Source organism: Phascolarctobacterium faecium (genome assembly GCF_003945365.1).
GTDB classification, from domain to species: Bacteria; Bacillota; Negativicutes; order Acidaminococcales; family Acidaminococcaceae; genus Phascolarctobacterium; species Phascolarctobacterium faecium.
Genome location: NZ_AP019004.1, coordinates 1,076,605 through 1,094,963, shown reverse-complemented (window position 1 = coordinate 1,094,963; position 18,359 = coordinate 1,076,605). Strand labels below are relative to the sequence as shown.

Below are 18,359 nucleotides of genomic sequence, written 5' to 3'. Positions count from 1 at the left end.
TTACTTTATATTAGGCTTGAGTGCCTTTGTTTTTGGCAATGATAGCCTCAGCAATGTTTCTCGGTACATCTTCGTAATGGTCAACTTCCATAGAGTAGTTGCCTCGGCCTTGAGTTTTAGAACGCAGGTCGGTAGCATAACCAAACATTTCGGAAAGCGGAACAAATGCGTTGATAACTTGAGCGCCATTGCGAGCTTCCATACCTTCGATACGACCACGGCGAGAGTTCAAATCGCCGATAACATCGCCCATGTAGTCCTCAGGAACAGTAACTTCTACTTTCATATAAGGTTCAAGGATAACCGGGTCGGCTTTAGTAGCGCCAGAACGGAAGCCCATAGAACCTGCAATTTTGAAGGCCATTTCAGAAGAATCGACTTCATGGTAAGAACCATCATAAACGGTAACTTTGATATCAACCATTGGGTAACCGGCAACTACGCCGTTTTCCATAGCTTCCTTAACACCGTTTTCGATCGGTCCGATGTATTCTTTCGGAATAGCACCGCCAACAACTTTGTTCTCAAACAAGAAGCCTTCACCTGCTTCACGAGGTGAAATTTCCAACCAGCAGTGACCATATTGGCCTTTACCACCGGACTGACGTACAAATTTACCTTCGGACTTAACAGATTTGCGGATAGTTTCACGATAAGCAACCTGCGGATTACCAACAGTACAGCCTACTTTGAATTCACGCAGCAAACGGTCAACAATAATGTCCAAATGCAACTCGCCCATGCCAGAAATGATGGTTTGTGCTGTTTCCGGATCAGTATGAACACGGAAAGTCGGATCTTCTTCTGCCAGTTTTTGAAGGGCAATGCCCATCTTTTCCTGGTCAGCTTTAGTTTTAGGTTCAACCGCAACGGAGATTACCGGATCAGGGAATACCATGGATTCCAGAATGATCGGAGCTTTTTCGTCGCAGAGAGTATCGCCGGTAGTGGTATCTTTCAAACCTACTGCTGCTGCAATATCACCGGAATAAACCATGTCGATTTCCTCACGATGGTTGGCATGCATTTGCAGGATACGGCCAATACGCTCTCTCTTACCTTTGGTAGAGTTGTAAACGTAAGAACCGGAGCCGAGAGTACCGGAGTACACACGGAAGAAAGCAAGTTTACCAACAAACGGGTCAGTCATAATTTTGAAAGCCAGTGCAGAGAACGGCTCGCTGTCGCACGACGGACGTTCGTCTTCTTCGCCGCTTTCAGGATTTACGCCTTTGATATGAGGAATATCAGTAGGAGCAGGCATGAACGCTACAACAGCATCCAGCAAAGGCTGTACGCCTTTGTTTTTGTAAGAAGAACCGCAGCAGACAGGAGTCATTTTGCAAGCAATAGTTTGTTTGCGGATACCAGCCATAACTTCTTCTTCCGTCAGCTCTTCGCCTTCCAGATATTTCATCATCAGCTCGTCATCGCTTTCAGCTACAGCTTCCATTAAAGCTTGACGGTATTCGTTGGCTTTTTCAACCATATCGGCAGGAATATCAACAAATTCTTCTTCTTTACCCAGAGCGTCGCTGTAAACGATAGCTTTCATTTTGATCAGATCGACCATACCCTGGAAGGTATCTTCGAAACCAATCGGTAATTGGATAGGTACAGCATTGGCATTCAAACGATCTTTCATCATTTGTACTACATTGTAGAAGTCAGCGCCGGTAATATCCATTTTATTTACATACGCCATACGCGGTACGCCATATTTGTCAGCCTGACGCCATACTGTTTCAGACTGAGGTTCAACGCCGCCTTTAGCGCAGAATACTGCAACAGAACCATCAAGTACACGCAGAGAACGTTCAACTTCTACAGTGAAGTCAACGTGACCTGGCGTATCAATGATGTTGATGCGGTGTCCATCCCATTGACAGGTGGTCGCAGCAGAAGTAATGGTAATACCACGTTCCTGCTCTTGAACCATCCAGTCCATGGTAGCGCCGCCATCATGGGTCTCACCGATTTTATGAACCCTACCGGTGTAGAACAGAATACGTTCAGTCGTAGTAGTTTTACCAGCATCAATATGAGCCATGATGCCGATATTTCTTGTTTTTTCAAGCGGAAATTGTCTGCCCACTTTTTTATCCTCCTCGTTATAGGGATCGGGCCATTACCAGCGGTAATGTGCAAACGCTTTGTTTGCTTCAGCCATCTTGTGGGTATCTTCGCGTTTTTTCACAGCAGCGCCGGTAGCGTTTGCTGCGTCCATGATCTCACCAGCAACACGTTCGCACATGGTTCTTTCACCACGCAAACGGGAGTAGTTGACCAGCCAGCGAATACCAAGGGTGGTCTTACGGTCTGCACGGACTTCAACCGGAACCTGGTAGTTAGCACCACCAACGCGGCGAGCACGTACTTCTAAAAGCGGCATAACGTTTTTCATAGCTGCATCGAATACTTCGAGAGGATCCTTACCAGTTTTAGCACGAACCAGATCGAAAGCATCATATACAATGCGTTCAGCAACGCCTTTTTTACCGTCAAGCATAATCTTATTAATAAATCTTGTCAAAAGTTTTGAGCCGTATACAGGATCCGGCAAAACGTCTCTTTTTGTTACAGGGCCTTTTCTCGGCATGTGTTTCCCTCCTTATGGATTATCAATTCGTTGTGTAGACTTGATTACTTTTTAGCTGCTTTAGCACGTTTAGCACCGTATTTAGAACGGGCTTGATTGCGGTTAGCAACGCCTGCAGTGTCAAGTGCACCACGAATGATATGGTAACGCACACCAGGAAGATCTTTAACTCTTCCGCCTCTAATCAGGACAACGCTATGTTCCTGCAGATTGTGGCCGATACCAGGGATGTAAGCAGTAACTTCGATACCGTTAGTCAAACGTACACGAGCTACTTTACGAAGAGCAGAGTTAGGCTTTTTCGGGGTTGTAGTATAAACCCTAGTGCAAACTCCACGTTTTTGCGGGCATTCTTTCAATGCCGGGGCAGTGGATTTTACAGTCAAAACTTCTCTTCCTTTGCGAACCAATTGATTAATTGTAGGCATATCGGCACCTCCTTCCGAATAAATAGATTTTAATGATTATAAAAATCCTTCAGCAGAGCTTCCAGATCCCTATCAAACTTTGAGTATCGCGGCTGTCGCTGCACCGACATGAATTCCGCAGGCCTTGCCGAGTTCTTGCATTGTCGCTACTTTTTCTACATCCACCCGAGCTTCAGCGCAGGCATCAAGCAGCGGCTGCACAACCCGTACATCTGCGTCATCAGCTATATAAACTGTTTTTGCAGTGCCTTTTTGAATCGCTTTAGCGGTTTGCTTGTTCCCGACAACTCGCTTCGTTGCTTGCTTTAACAACTCTACTGTCATCACAAACCCTCCTTGTAAAAGCGCATAGCTATCCCGAGATACTCACATATTGTATCACTGCCACTTGGCTGTGTCAATACTTTTTCTTGATTTTTTTACAAGCGCAAACCCGCATTAAACCGTGTTTTTTGTATTACACGGACCCTAGCGTTTCTTTTGCGTAACTTTGTAATATGTTTTACACAAAAAATCTTAATTTTGTAATCTTTTGGGACTCGTATTTCCATTTTCAGAGGATATTTTATATGTATTATTTCAGCATTTTTGACAAATTCAGTCATAATTTATCACCAGCTCTTAAATATAAAAGAAAAGCCTCAAATTTTGCTAAATTTGAGGTCAATTTGATTGGATTTTATTCTCCGTATTTAAAAAATTATATTTTTTTCTACTTCCATTGCCAGTAAATCCATTTTTATTTGCGATCCTTCCAGCAAAAAAAGGTATTCCATTCCTTTCGCCTGCCAAAAATAAATCATTAAGCAATCATTTGAATCCTCTGATCTCTGCATACGAATCCAATTTATTTTCTGTTTTTGTAGTCCCCACAATTTGCTGCCATAATCAGAAACAATTAAAGTTTCAGCAACCGCTATTTTCTTTTCTGCAGCCGTTATGTTTCCTGCCTCGTTAGTAATCCCTCCTGCAATTGTTTTATCCGCTCTTTTTCTAACTGCAAAATATATTCTGCTGCCAGCGTCATCAGTCAAACAAACTTGAAAAGGTTTTTCTGTATCTGATTCACCTCTAAATTTTTCTGGCAGCAAAAATTGCATATGTTCATCTGCATATATCTTATTTTCAGCCTTTTCTTGAGCATCAACAGAGCAAGTCAAAAACGTACTAACCAATAATATAAAAAAATATGCTGGTAAATCTCTGTTTTTTATCATGTTAGGCTATCCTTCCTAAAATGTATGGTAGAAACTTGTAAGAAAATTAAATCCCTGGTACCTTCTGGCATCAGCGCCATTAGAGTTTTTTCCGTCGCGCATAGAAAAGTGCTGTACCTTCAACGACAATTTATTTCTTTCATCCATTTTTAAATCACAGCCTATGCCCAAAGCAACTTTTTTTCTATTATCTACATATGAATCCGTCAGCGAGCTATATCTAATACCGTCGGCTATCATGATATCCGCAGCCAGACGCAGGTCTGTTTTTTTAGATAAATGTTTTTTCCATTCCGCACCAAAATAATGTACTGGAGATTCTTCAACTTTTTTATTCAAAATAATTTCATTATTCTCATGATAGTACCAATAGTACAACATTAAGTCCTGATCCTTGGCTAAATTACGGTTATAGGTCAACCGCGTTTCCCAAACTGCGCCTGTATCAAAAACACTGCCATCAGCAATCTTACTTTCTGCAGAACTGGTATGAAGAAGCTCACCTACCAGCTGCCATTTTTCTTCAGCGTGCTGCCAGCGTAAATACTTTTGCCATTCATTACCAGGATTGAATTTGTCATCATCGATATCACTGGTAGGATCATAAGAACCTCTGACTGAGTAGTTTGTTCCCAACGTCAGCAGATCTTTGTCCCCCCCTATTCTACGCGTAACCGCTATTCCGGGAGTAAAGTTCCAACCTTCACCAAACTCAGCAAATCTCACCAGATCTTCATCCATTCTGGCGTTGCGTTCGTAGCTTGACAGCTTCGCTTTTCCCGTAGGAATATTAATACCCAAATTATAATCAACTATATATTTATCCTTATTATTTCTCGTTGAAAAATATAATAAAGTATCTGTAAAAGTATTTATCTTGCCTTCATGTCCCGGCGTTGTATTCTTTGAACTTACATAATTGAAGTTAAGCCCCCAATAGCTATTTTTATTGGCATATCCAAAATAATAAGGCTGGACAAACTGGCTGCCACTCCAACCGTTTCCGTGCCAATTATAAAAATTGTTGCTTAGAAAGCCAGATACATCCTGATAAGGATTTTCTTTTTCTTTCAATAGCCGCTCGTAATAATCCCTGCTTGCCAACGCATAATCCATAGACCCGCCTGCATTATACACCGCTTCTGCCAATTCATTTTCCTGTTCACCAAGTTCGGCTGCGGCTTCGGCTCTTACGCCCAGCAGCAGATCAGTTTTATTCTGCAGCGCTTCATATTCAAGAAAAACTTTTTCCAGTTCAACATCAATGTTTTCGGCCTGATGTTGCAAATTACCTGCATAGGCATATGCAGTACCTACCTGCTCTCCACCCAAGCTTCCTTCTACCTGTGCATCATCAAGCGCCTCTGCATAATTGACCTGGGCTGCAGCTGCGGCCCAGGCATTTCTACTTTTCTCTTCCAGCTCCCGGACTTTTTGCTCATATGAATTATTGTCCCGCTGCATATGCTGCAGCAGCTCCTGATTAGCATTCAACAGAGCTCTGTTTTTCTCTGCCTGTTCTAACAAGCTCACTACCGTTGACCAGGAAGCAGCCATTTCCGTTTCCATCTGTTGCTTACTTAAAGCGGCTTCGTCCTCTTCCTGCTCAAAGCGCTTCCTGTAATCCACTCCTTTAGCTAACTCAGCTGCACTATCAGCAACATCTTTAACATCCGGTGGGACCGTAATAGCACTTGCATTACCTACTAAAGGAATCAACATGCAGATGCTGCAACACATCGTTATGATTCTATTTTGCATCTTCCCTTTATCCTTTCGTCAGTTCTTATTTGCGACGTTTGGAATACCACATCATTATCAGCGTCCCACAAACAACTACAGCGATCACCGCCAGATAACTTCCCAAGCGATTACCGGAAAAATTTCTAAAAATTTTGCTAAGTCCAGCATCCTGATGTTTTACTTCCTCTGCAAAAGTAAGAGTCTGTCCATTAGCATCTATTAAAGCGACCTGCCCATTAAGACTGGTTCCATTAATAAAAGCCAAACGCATAAAACTTTTCATATTCTCGATATTAGCATAGGTAAAGGCATAAATTACATTATCGCCCTTACGCGCAACCTGAAAAATATTTTTTCTATATATTGCGTCAGTAGCAATACTTAACCACTCACTGGTTTTTATTGTTCCATCTGCATTAACAGTTACAGGCAAACTGTCACCAATTGTCCGTTTATCCGTTAAAACTCTGTTTTGACCGGTAGTAATAACAGTTCCACTGTCATTACTAATAACTGCTTGTGGTCCCAGCTGTACTTTCCAGACTATGTTACCCGTATTATTTTGACCGATCCAGTAAGCTAGTTGCGCTGCAGCCGTCAGTTCATCATTATCCGGTGTCTGACTTAACCACATGGTCAGCACAATATCACCATTGCTGTCAGTATTGAAATACCCGGGAAAGTCTGCCAGACTCTCCTGTCTCGAATGGCTGCTTACTGCCAAATAGATGCTGGTTTCTTTCTCAATCACCGACCAGGCAACATCGTCATATCTTTTAGAACAGTCGATTATACCAAGATCATGATAAAAGGCAAACCGCACACGCCATCCTTGCTGATTAGCCGGCAAAACCGGCAGCTCAGCTTTTAAAATACCGCCGTCAGCATTCTCAGCGGTCAGCACTTCTGATCTGATCGGAATATCATTGACATAAACAGTCACGGCCGATTTCTTACGATCCAGAATTTTGGCATGCCTGAAATGCAATTCCACATAAGAACCTTCTTCAATATCATAATTAGAAGGTTTGGGAATAAATATTTCTGCTTCCTGATGAAAAGCACCAGCTGCTAAAATATCGTCATTATAGCCAATATCACTAAGCGTATAAATTCCTTTACTGTCTAAACCTTTTTTACCGGAAAGTTTTTCAGCCTGCACAGGCAAAGAAAACTGTGTTTCACTGCCGCTCAATGTTCTAACAAATTTATTATTACACAAAGCGTTAACGCCCAGCTTGGCACCATTTTCATTATTTCCCCCCACACTTAAATTATAATGACCGTTAAGGGAAGGAAATAATTTCAAAAATGCTGTATCACCGCTGAAGTTTACATCTGCCTCAACCTGTCCGCCCAATCTTATAACATTTGTATCAAGCACTGCATCTGGCTGTTCCAGCCTCGCTTCCCAAACCACCGGCGAACCATAACCCGACATTCGTCCCATAAACGACGACAGCCGCAGCATCGATATAATATTATTATCATTGATATTAGCAAGAGAAAAAGTAACATTATTCCGGGCGCCAAAATATTCATCTATAAAAGGATTAGGGAAATTGGCCAAACTATAATTCATAGCATCAACTTTGAATTTTATTGTTGTTTCCAGACGTATAATAAACCAATTAGCATCATTATCAATATCTTTACAGAGGCCCTCAATAGACCTGTGCAAAACACTGATGGTAATTTCATTAATCCCCTCTCTTAAACTGGTCAAGGGCAGCGCAACCTGCCAATTACTCCTAAAAGCACCATCTGGAACAAGTCTGCGGCTTTCCGCAGGGATTCCATTCACTGAAACTGTCATTGTCGAAATATCCGGCAGGATTGTCGGCGAATACGAATACCACAAATCCAAAACCGGTGCCACGGAAAGCTTCATACCGGGTTTAATTTCCAAAAATCCTGTCAGTGCCGCATTGGGGTTGCGCAAAACCTTGTCATCCATAAATAAACTTATACTGTATTCATTCCCCAGCACAACAGGCTTGAGTCCGAGTTCCATTGGTGCAGCATCCGCTGTACATATGAATCCCAAAGACCATATCATCGCCATCAACAAACATACTCTCTTGAGCATACTCCCAACACATCCTTAATATTAATCATTTCTCATAATGTTTTTTTGTATTGCGCTTTAATTTTAAAATTATATATACAAACACAGTTAAAATTACTACTAAAACTGCCGCCTGAACACTGACGATCTTGTTAATTTTTAAATATTGTTCTCCTGCAGCAGTTTGCCATGACTGCTTTACTTCTTCAGCCACAACCGCATTTACAACACCATCTGCTGCTGTAATTACGATTCCTGGTGCCTGCACTTTTACCGGCAGATATTTTAAATCTAAAAATTCGTAACCCTGCTTTTGCAAACCCTCAATAATAGAGCCAACTTTATCTGGTTTTAAATAACCATGGTAAAAAAAACAAGCAACAGCGCCTGGTATAGTTTTAAGCGAAGCACTTTTATTCATCATTTCTTCTACCACAAACTCGCCGCCGTCATAAAACCCCATATTCTCAGGTATAACCAACATTCCATAAAGGTATCTTGATCTCGTCATATACGGTAAGGTCATAGTAACGCTATCCGTATCATCAGAAATCTGCAATTGACCGGAATAAATATTGAAATATCTACTCAGAATCTCATATGTTTTTTGACTTGCGGCATAATGCGGAGCTTCAAAAGCTAATGGAATTAATCCGCAGCGCAGTAATTCCGAAATGCCTGCTTCTATACGGGGAACAGTAAAACTTTCTTCATCCTCCATTGGTCTATCATCTTTAGCATTCCAAAATTCATAGCCTTCGCCAGTCGTCGGTGAAAATTCATTTTGATGAGTGTAGCCATGCATAATAATGCTGGCGCCACGCTTTTGAGCCTCCTGCAGCACTTCTACCAATTCTTCCCGCTCGTGTAAATAATGTTTTTTCCCGTCCATAATTCCAACGGGGACTACACCGATAGCAAAGGGAATATTATATTTCTCTATTTTCTCCACCACAGCCTTAACGGCTTTAGGATCAACGATCGGACTTACATCTTCAACCCTTAAAAACGCTTTTGGTCGTTGGTCATCAGTATGCCGCTTAAATACCTGATGCAGTAAATAGCCCATATAATCATCAAACAGCTCATTAAATTCCAACATTCCAGAATAATAAATATTTTCACGCTGCCAAATTACTGGTACTTCATCAATAAACTTTTTTGCGGTTGCTATAACATTTACGTTTTTTCCTGGATCAGTATATTCAACACTCATCCAATCATAAAAACTTCTTCCCTTAAAGTTTATATAAGTCCAATCACTTACCTTACCCAATGATCTAAAATCATGCCAGCCTTTAACTTCTGCAAGCTGTTCAATATTATCTTCAAACCACAGAACCTGCCTTGCCCCTGCAATTTCTTCTACCAATTCCCGCGGCAGCTTTCTTTGCTGAAGCCCGGCATAAACTATAGTATCTGCATCTTGCAACAACCCTGGTTGCCAATCATCCACAGCTACAAGGACATAATCCTCCTCAAAATGTCCCAGATGTTCTGCCAGCGAAGTAACCAGCGGGAAAGTTCCACCGTAGCGCATCTGCAGATCATAGAGCAGGAAATTTCTGCCAGCAGTCTGTGCAAAGCAGGTGCCTGTCCCCAATATCAACATTAACAATACCAATATTATTTTTTTGACTAAAAGCATCCTAGCTGCCATTCACCAAATCTTCTTTCGCCCGCAAGTATAACATTTTATAATCTGTGTCCGTATTTTCAATCGTGGCATACCCCAGTGAAGTCCTTACACGCACCATGCGCTTGGCGCTACTGAGCTTGACCGGTATCAGTCCGACAGCAGTATCTATTTTGCTCACAACAATATTTAAGCCGCCGCTTTCTGTCTGAGGAAGGATCACGCCAATACTGCCGTCATCTAAAATCCCCTTACAATCAGTAAAGCGCAATTTACTGGCAACAATTTCTGCCACAGTTTTTTTGATGAACATAATATCCTGTTTCTTATAAATAGATTGCAGCTGTTGCAAATTGCTAATCTGAAATAAAAGCAGGGAAAAACTTGTACCGTAACGTTTAGCACGTCCTACTTCTTCTTCCAGTTGTTTAAAAAATCCCTGTTGATTATAAAAACCGGTACTCCCATCAAGAGTAACAAGTTTTTCCAGTTCAGACACACTGGCTATTTTAAACATATTTTTCTCTACCACCGCTGATAATTCTCCACCTAAGAAACCTCCAACAGGAAAACATAGCAATGCCAAAAAATCAATATAGACATCCGCCCCCATTTTTTCCAGTAATACGATGTCATATAAACTGTACATACTAAAAAACATTACAAAAACAATCGATAAATAAAGTCCCTTCGTAGTTCCTAACGAATAGGCAGTGATAATATTAAAACTCAGACACGCAAAAATAAGAAACACTAATTCTTTTTCATTGTTCAAAAAACACAACAATGTAATCACTGCTGCAATCAACAGCAGCAGCACAATTCCATTAAATATTGCCATATCGCGTCTCACAAAAGCTTTTTTTTGCATATTTCTAGAACCTTTCCTGACCATATCTTTCTTTAATTAGAGCTCCGCTCTGTTTTATACCAGTGGAACCCCTTTCCCTGAATCTTGTCCTTCAAGCTTTCGTAAAGCGCCTTAAATACTAAAATGATCCACAATTGGCAATATGTAAAATACATCAGACAAATCAAAAATAAATTACTTAAGCTGCCTTCGCCACGCTCTAAGGAAAGTGAAATAAAGGTTTCCGTTACAAAAAGCGCATAAGCCAACATCCATATCAGTGACAACGGCGCATCTATACTCAGACGAACTATTCCCAGTGCGCCTAAAACAAACAATATATCCGATATAATCACAGCCGCAAAAAATACAAAATATGTAAAAGCAAAATAAACTATATCTGTACCGATTTTTCTGTCTTTAAGCTGAAATATCCGCAGTAAATATTGGCTGATGATCCACAAATTTCCACGTGCCCAACGTGTCCTCTGTTTCATCCAGACACGCAGCGACTCTGGTTCCTGTTCCCAAGTTACGGCATGCGGGTACCAAAAGATGGTATAACCAAAATCATAAATGCGAATTGTCAGCTCCGTATCTTCGGTTAACGCCTGATCATTCCAGCCGTTAATACTTTCGAGGATACTTCTCCGCACAACAAAGTTAGTTCCAGGAATAGTAGTAAGACCAAACCAATAACACCTGCTGGCCTGCAATAACCACTGAAAACTCAAAGTCTCAATATTTATAAAGCGCGTAAGATAGTTTACATTACGATTGCGTGTCCGAAACTTTCCAACAACAGCCCCCAATTTATCATTAGTATATAATTTATAAACTAACTGCAGTAGAGCCCCTCTTTCCGGAGTATTATCGGCATCATAAACAGCAACATATTCACCGCAGCTGACTTTCAGTCCATGGTTCAGCGCATTTGATTTTCCCTTAGCACCCACCGGCGGCTGCAAAGTAACAACTTTCAGCTGTGGAATTTTCTTTTGCTTCTCTTCTAAAATCAGACCCGTTTTGTCACTTGAACAATCGTTTATCACCACTATTTCATAACGATCTTTAGGATAGGCAAATCTTCCCAATGCCTCAACCGTCCTGCCAATAACGGCTTCTTCATTATGCGCCGGCACTAACACACTGACAAAAGGATAGTAATCCATTTTCATATCAACGTCATCATCATGCATTGTTTTCAAAAAATGCTTGTATCCACCAACAGTTAAAAATACATGATAAAAAAGTATCAGCCAGGTTGCACCCATTGAAATAAAAAATAATCTTTCCGCGTCCATATATCCCCCAAAAACAGCTATTATTTTTTAACCTCTATCATAAGTAAGTTCCGTTCTGGCTCTTTCATACACTTCAATAACATCAATATCGCTTTCTTGAAAAGAAGCTGCGCCTATACTTGGTTTAACTTTTATATTTTTTTTACCATCTTCAAGTTCAACTGCTACCACTGTCAAAAACAAATGCAACTTTTCTACCACAGTAACCGCACCTTCAGCATTGGTTCCGGGCATTAAAATACCTAACATATTATCTATTAAAAGTCCTTTGACATCTGTACCGCGCATTTTCAGGTCAATATTTTTAGCAACTGCTATCAATATTCGGCTTGCACCAACATTACCATAGGCCAGCTGGATTTCATCAAAATTGGCAATTTGCAGCAACAGCAATGTAAAAGCTTCGTTGTAACGTTTAGCACGCCAAAATTCTTCATCTAATTTTTTAAAAAACCCCTGATTATTATAGAATCCCGTATCTCCATCTAATGTAACCAGTTCAGCTATCGCTTCAATATCCTTGGCTAAAGACTCATTCCTGGAAATACATTCCCCTAATTTGGCTGCTAAAACACTTATCAACGGTATCAAAAAAAGCCACGCTACATCCAATGGATCAACTGTCGTCATTTCTTTACTGATTATTACTGCATAAATAAGATAACTACCATAGCAAAAAGTAACACCTACCGAGAGCAAAAGCCCCCGCTGCAAGCCAATCATATATGAAAGCACTGCCACCAAAAGAAAAACACCAAAAAGTCCAAAAGCAAAAAATATATTCAGTGCTTCAAACCGTACAAGAATAACGGCAAATACACACAGAACAGTAATAATAAAACTATTAAACCAGATAACATCCGGTCTAAATTCTTTATTCACCAATTCCCTGCACCATCCTCAACATAAGTAATGCTTCCAACTGATCAAAAGCGTAAACCATACCAGAATCCTGATCACCAAACCCGCCGCCAAAATCTGAAACATCTTCTATTTGAAATGCCAAAACCTTACTATAGCACCACAAAGCATACTTACTGTCATTGTTCAGCCAAAATAAACGGGCCGCTAAAGCATACACTGCCGCAGACTCATTTTCGTCTTTAACAGAACCATCAAAATTATACCAGTTAGCTATTTTTTTATTTGTTTTTATTTCTTCTCGCATAAATTTAAGCAAGCTGCCTGTATCCCCATCTGCATTATACAAATTTAAAGCAGTATACAAATTTTCAACCATATTTATGCCAGTTTCATTCCAAACATATTTTTTTTCACTGTAACTAAAAGCAACCGGATAAAACCCATATTCTCTTTTTTCTATTTTCTGCAGCAATTCGCGTGAATTTTGCCACAACTCCTGCCATTTTTGTTTATCATACGCTTTCAGCATATCTATACTGTTCATATCCAAATAAAAAAGCGAAACATAGTCTGCTTTTTGCTGACTTCTGTCATCATAAAAGTCATATAAATACTTGCCATCACTGTCAAATTTATAAATAGACTCAGACACATAAGCCAACTGTTTACTATAGTCGCCCATATTATTTTGAGCAGCCAAATAATATGCTTTAAATATCCTTAAATCATCCACCAGTGCAGAAATTTGTTCGCCAGCATAATTTTCAGCATTAATTTTCCAGTAGTAATAGCCGGCCCGGTCCAAATAATATTTATCAGTTTGTGCTGCAAGCAAATCAAAGTATTGTCTGTCTTTCCTCAGTGCAGCATATTCCATGGCCTGCCCCATAGATTCACTAACTCCATAATCGGCCAGCCCCTGCTGATTGACAGAATAAATGATCACATCGTTTTGATCATGGAGTTTTTTCTTTAAAAAAATAAAACCGCGTTCATCGTCTACAGAATTTACCAAAATCGCTCGCTCCTGCTGTTTTCTTGTATTATTTCCCTGAGGATTACAATTAACAGTATTCACAAAAAAACAGGAAATTAATATCACCAGCACCGTAACTATCATTTTATGGCTTTGAGCTTTTGTCTTCATCATTCACCCATCTTCTAAAGATTATTTTGGTCTTTTATTATACGTTCCATTTGTTTTAGTTAATATTTATATTTTATTATACACTAATTATCATCTATTTAAAATATTTTATTTTGTCTTTATAGCAATATATTTTTTGAATTTCAAATATAAAAATCATCTAAAAAACAATTTTAAAACAGAAAAACCCGGCAGACTATAATGTCTGCCGGGTTTTTCTGTTTTATTTTCTGCTTACTTCTACTTCAAACATCCGTTTCCATGGTAAAGTGAAATTATACTTACTTACTCTGTCACCTAAAACAGGCTGTGCCAGCTCTAAAATATCTTTGGTGATAACGGCTTCAGCCTCTTGCACCTGTTGAGTGTTAAGTCCACTGTTAGGCCAATAATTAGGCCAAATCAATTCCACATAAGTCTTATTACGCACATTGGCCTGATAAGCCCAATCATCCAGGTATCTTACAGTAAGTAAGGATTGACGGTCGGCCGCATCCATACTTTTAGCCAGTAAACCTTGCCCCAAAGCAAAGCCCAATGTGTTTCCAGCAGTGTTCCAGCCACCGTAAGCAGCAAGTTTCTCCGCCAGATTTTCCTTAAACAGTTCTTTGACTAAAGCATTATCTGCACCATTGCCATAAGCAATATCAGCTACTGCGACTGCCTTGCCCTGCTTCAGATATCCTTTAACATCCGCAACAAATTCTTCTGTCTGTTTTGTTATCTCACCCGTATTTTTTGGATTAGAGGCTTCCAACGTCACTCCGTCCAACGGAGTATTAACAGCCAACACCAAATCTGCCCTCGTTAATTTAGCGGTAGGCCAGCCACCGGCAGCATGAATATGCTCTGCTGCGCTGAAAGCAATCGGGTCATCTTCATAGGTCGGTATAGTCGCTCCGCCTTTGCCTTCTGCAAAATCAATATAGACCATAGGAATCTCATAACTGACTCTGCTGGCAGCACGGCTTAATAAAATCAGGCCAAGCTGATCCGCGCCTGAGAAAAAGCGAATTTTTTCTTTTGGCAGTTCTCTGACAAGAATGTCCATTTTGCGTGCTTCTTTATGGGCCTGTGAATATGGTGCCGTATCATCGCGGCCAATCAGTAAATAGTCAAAATTACCGCTTTCTACGCCATGCAGCAAAAGTTCCGTAGTTGCTATATTCAAATTGCGGCGCTGCGCTCTGTCATCTTGAACAGCTTGAGGTATTTCCGCCTGTAACGCTGCCAGTTCTTTACGTTCTTTTCTGCTGATTTCTTTTAAATCCAGTTTATCTTCTAAGGCTCCCATTCTAAACAGCTTTGGTCCCCATTCGGCGTAATAAGCAGGTTCTACAGGAGCACTGCTGGCTTTGGGAGAACGCATGATAGTTGTAAATACATAAACAAAGGGGTCACCACCCTGCGCTTTCAACTTTAATAAACGTTCTGCCCGCTCTGTTAAAACGTCTTTCGGCAGATGATGCGTCCTCGAATCAACCAGTCCGCCATAGATCAGCGCATCTGATGAAACAACGATCGCATTGGCTGTTGCGGATCGCGCCGCCAGCCATTCATACAATTTATCAGGATTACCGCTATGATCACTGCTGGCAATATATTCTAATGGCGGCGTTTCCACATTCCATCCGGCTGCCTGCATAGTTTCCACTGCATAATCCAAACAAACCGGCCTGTTATCTAAAGGCACGAACAGCAGCGTATTCCTCCCCATACTGGCTTCTGTAATTGTAAACGGTAAAAAATATATTACGAACAAAGCTAAAACAAAACAAATTTTTTTCATACCGATAATCCTTCCCAAGCTTTTTCAATAAAAAATCTCTTCCATGTAAATTCTACACAGAAGGGTTTTTTTCCTGCTAACAACGGGTTAAACTGAACCTACTCAGGAAATCCTTCGTACGCTGATTCTGAGGCGCGGTAAAAATAACATCCGGGCTGGCATCTTCAGCAATCACACCCTGATCAATGAAAATAACGCGGCTGGAAACATCACGGGCAAATGCCATTTCGTGTGTAACGATCACCATCGTCAAACCTTCTTCTGCCAGTTCACGCATAACGGCTAAAACTTCGCCTACCATCTCGGGATCAAGCGCAGAAGTAGGTTCATCCATCAATAATACTTCCGGCTCCAAAGCCAAAGCTCTGGCAATAGCCACACGCTGCTTCTGACCTCCGGAAAGCTGATGCGGCTTTGCATTGATATAGCTTGCCATACCAACATGTTCCAGATATTTCATGGCAATTGCTTTTGCTTCTTCAGACTTTTTCCCCAGTACCTTAACCTGACCTACAACACAATTTTCCAAAACAGTCATATTGTTAAACAAATTAAACTGTTGAAAAACCATGCCTACTTTAGTACGGTATAAGGGAAGATTCTTAAAACATTCCAAAACATTTTCACCGCGGTAGCTGATAACTCCGTCAGTTGGTTGTTCCAAATAATTGACGCAACGGATTAATGTTGATTTACCACTGCCTGAAGGTCCGATAACACAAACTACATCACCTTTGTGCACATCAAAATCAATACCTTTTAATATCTCACGTTCTCCAAAATTCTTTTTCAACCCTTGGACGGATAATAACAATTCTTTACTTTGTTCAGCAGTCATTAATAATTACCGTCCTTTCTCTTTTTACCGGCCACATTAACAGGAAAATGACCACATGGATCCTGCATGGGATCAAAAGACACCAGTTGATAATCCTTAGGTCCATCCATTTTCCCTTCCCACCAGCGCAAAAGTCTTGAAGCGGTAAAAGTCATAATAAAATAAATAACGCAGGTAATGAAGAATATTTCAAAGTACCTGTAATATACGCCTGCTGCCGATTTTGAAGCAAAATACAGCTCTGTGACAGAAATTACATTCAAAACCGATGTATCCTTAATATTGATGATCAGATTATTACCGATCTGAGGCATGATATTACGCAGGGCCTGCGGCAGAATTACACAGCGCATCGTCTGAAAATGATCCATGCCGATAGCCACAGCAGCTTCGCGCTGACCCGGATCGATCGATTCAATACCGCCGCGTACAGTTTCCGCCATATATGCGCCCGTATTGATAGACACAACTAAAAAACCGGCAAACATTGGTGACATATCAATGTTAAACATACTCATAGCACCATAATATACTACCATAGCCTGTACGATCATCGGCGTACCGCGGAAAAGTTCTACATAAGCATTCAAGACCAATTGAGTCACTTTTACAAGAGCCTTTTTGGCAGCACTTGCCTTTGGATCCTCGGGAATAGTCTGGATAATACCTACAACAAGACCGATTACGCAACCGATCAGAGTGCCGACAATAGCCAAAAGTAAGGTCACACAAGCGCCTTTTAACAGAACATCACCATATTGATGCAGTAAAAAAGTCACCCATCCAAAAAATGACTCGGGCATTGTTGTCATAAGTTCCTCCACCTAACATAATTAATTGATAAAACACTGTTATTTATTATAGCACAGATATCCCTTAATTCGCAAAAGAATAATACGGTAAAAAAGGAAAATAAGGGACGGCATAATTGCCGTCCCTTTAGGCATAACCGGTAACTATTATTGAGCTAAAGGTTGTTTTTTAATAGCTTCGTCCATCATTTTATCAAAATCAGCAGCAGTCATTTTTTCCAAAACAGCATCCATTGCCTTAACAAGCTCTGTATTGCCTTTTTTCACAGCGATACCAATTTCAACATCTTCACGAGAAGTTTTGAAGCCTTTTCCTTCTTCAAAGTTCAAGACAGTCAATTCCGGATTAGCAAAAGCGGCAGCTTTTGCAGTAGGGATATCAGTAACGATCAGATTGCATTTTCCGGAAGTCAATGCAACAATCATACCAGGTACCGTATCAATAGCCGGCAATTTTTTTACATCGGGAACTTGATCAATCTGGTCATACCAGATTGTATTAAGCTGAGAAGTTGCTACGGAACCTTTTAAATCAGCGACGCTTTGAGCCTTAGCCTGCTCGGAATCTTTTTTTACCAGAGCAACTACCGTTGCATAATAATATGGTTTTGTAAAATCTACAGTTTCTTTACGTTTAGAAGTAATAGACATGCCTGCAATAGCAGCGTCAATCTTACCGCTGACAACTGCGGGAGCCAGACCATCCCATTCGATTTTATGGATTTCCAGATCAGCACCCATAGAATCAGCCAGCTTCTTAGCCATCATTACGTCATAACCATAAGCATACTCATTGCTGCCTGCAATTTTTACAGCACCGCCGTCAGCTTTGGTCTGAGACCAGTTGTAAGGAGCATAAGCGCATTCCATGCCAACCTTCAATACTTTTTTGTCAGATTTTTTCTCTCCGCCGCAACCAGCAGTAAAAGCAACTGCAGCCATCAGCATAGTACATACAGCAGCTGTAACTAATTTTTTCAAATTCATTCTTCTAACACGCCTTTCCATCAAATAAATTATGTGTTAATTTTACAGTTCTATGCGCAAGAAGTCAATATAAATCA

16 protein-coding genes are annotated in these 18,359 nt (G+C 40.6%); all 16 read right to left on the bottom strand.

The features are described from left to right. Window positions 1-10: 10 nt before the first annotated feature. Window positions 11-2,095 carry an elongation factor G gene (gene fusA, locus PFJ30894_RS05260; protein WP_125669217.1) on the bottom strand — a complete coding sequence of 695 codons (2,085 nt, stop codon included), beginning with the start codon at window positions 2,093-2,095 and terminating at the stop codon, window positions 11-13. Between the two features lie 33 nt (window positions 2,096-2,128). Next, complete coding sequence (gene rpsG / locus PFJ30894_RS05255) at window positions 2,129-2,599, bottom strand: 30S ribosomal protein S7 (RefSeq protein ID WP_021716907.1); 471 nt, start codon at window positions 2,597-2,599, stop codon at window positions 2,129-2,131. A 44-nt stretch (window positions 2,600-2,643) separates the two neighbouring features. Beyond that, entirely contained in the window at window positions 2,644-3,027 is a 384-nt protein-coding gene (gene rpsL, locus PFJ30894_RS05250) for a 30S ribosomal protein S12 (RefSeq protein WP_021716908.1), read from the bottom strand. A gap of 72 nt (window positions 3,028-3,099) precedes the next feature. Further along, window positions 3,100-3,351: a L7Ae/L30e/S12e/Gadd45 family ribosomal protein gene (locus tag PFJ30894_RS05245; protein ID WP_125669216.1), complete on the bottom strand. Its 252-nt coding sequence runs from the start codon at window positions 3,349-3,351 to the stop codon at window positions 3,100-3,102. A 368-nt stretch (window positions 3,352-3,719) separates the two neighbouring features. Then, a complete protein-coding gene (locus tag PFJ30894_RS05240) occupies window positions 3,720-4,244 on the bottom strand; it encodes a hypothetical protein (RefSeq protein WP_046431692.1) in 525 nt (174 codons plus the stop codon). 15 nt (window positions 4,245-4,259) lie between these two features. Next, the gene (locus PFJ30894_RS05235; protein WP_125669215.1) at window positions 4,260-6,005 is read right to left on the bottom strand and encodes a hypothetical protein; all 1,746 of its coding nucleotides are present in this window, start codon (window positions 6,003-6,005) and stop codon (window positions 4,260-4,262) included. Between the two features lie 25 nt (window positions 6,006-6,030). Then, window positions 6,031-8,076: a cellulose biosynthesis cyclic di-GMP-binding regulatory protein BcsB gene (locus PFJ30894_RS05230; protein WP_125669214.1), complete on the bottom strand. Its 2,046-nt coding sequence runs from the start codon at window positions 8,074-8,076 to the stop codon at window positions 6,031-6,033. 25 nt (window positions 8,077-8,101) lie between these two features. Continuing rightward, window positions 8,102-9,715: a DUF2334 domain-containing protein gene (locus PFJ30894_RS05225; protein WP_125669213.1), complete on the bottom strand. Its 1,614-nt coding sequence runs from the start codon at window positions 9,713-9,715 to the stop codon at window positions 8,102-8,104. Then, window positions 9,705-10,532 (bottom strand): diguanylate cyclase, encoded by an 828-nt coding sequence (locus tag PFJ30894_RS05220; RefSeq protein ID WP_167457029.1) that lies wholly within the window; start codon window positions 10,530-10,532, stop codon window positions 9,705-9,707. The genes PFJ30894_RS05225 and PFJ30894_RS05220 overlap by 11 nt, the downstream gene beginning before the upstream one ends. Before the next feature lie 62 nt (window positions 10,533-10,594). Further along, window positions 10,595-11,845 (bottom strand): glycosyltransferase family 2 protein, encoded by a 1,251-nt coding sequence (locus tag PFJ30894_RS05215; RefSeq protein ID WP_125669211.1) that lies wholly within the window; start codon window positions 11,843-11,845, stop codon window positions 10,595-10,597. 27 nt (window positions 11,846-11,872) lie between these two features. Next, window positions 11,873-12,727, bottom strand: coding sequence for a GGDEF domain-containing protein (locus tag PFJ30894_RS05210; protein ID WP_125669210.1), 855 nt, complete (start codon window positions 12,725-12,727; stop codon window positions 11,873-11,875). After that, window positions 12,720-13,859, bottom strand: a complete 1,140-nt coding sequence (locus PFJ30894_RS05205; protein ID WP_125669209.1) for a hypothetical protein — start codon at window positions 13,857-13,859, stop codon at window positions 12,720-12,722. Before PFJ30894_RS05205 ends, PFJ30894_RS05210 begins: the two co-directional genes overlap by 8 nt. Window positions 13,860-14,079: 220 nt before the next feature. Then, window positions 14,080-15,645, bottom strand: coding sequence for a DUF4127 family protein (locus tag PFJ30894_RS05200; RefSeq protein WP_125669208.1), 1,566 nt, complete (start codon window positions 15,643-15,645; stop codon window positions 14,080-14,082). 76 nt (window positions 15,646-15,721) lie between these two features. After that, window positions 15,722-16,483 carry an amino acid ABC transporter ATP-binding protein gene (locus tag PFJ30894_RS05195; protein ID WP_125669207.1) on the bottom strand — a complete coding sequence of 254 codons (762 nt, stop codon included), beginning with the start codon at window positions 16,481-16,483 and terminating at the stop codon, window positions 15,722-15,724. After that, window positions 16,483-17,286, bottom strand: a complete 804-nt coding sequence (locus PFJ30894_RS05190; protein ID WP_044491505.1) for an amino acid ABC transporter permease — start codon at window positions 17,284-17,286, stop codon at window positions 16,483-16,485. Before PFJ30894_RS05190 ends, PFJ30894_RS05195 begins: the two co-directional genes overlap by 1 nt. A gap of 156 nt (window positions 17,287-17,442) precedes the next feature. Beyond that, window positions 17,443-18,282, bottom strand: coding sequence for a transporter substrate-binding domain-containing protein (locus PFJ30894_RS05185; RefSeq protein ID WP_021717055.1), 840 nt, complete (start codon window positions 18,280-18,282; stop codon window positions 17,443-17,445). Window positions 18,283-18,359 lie beyond the last annotated feature (77 nt).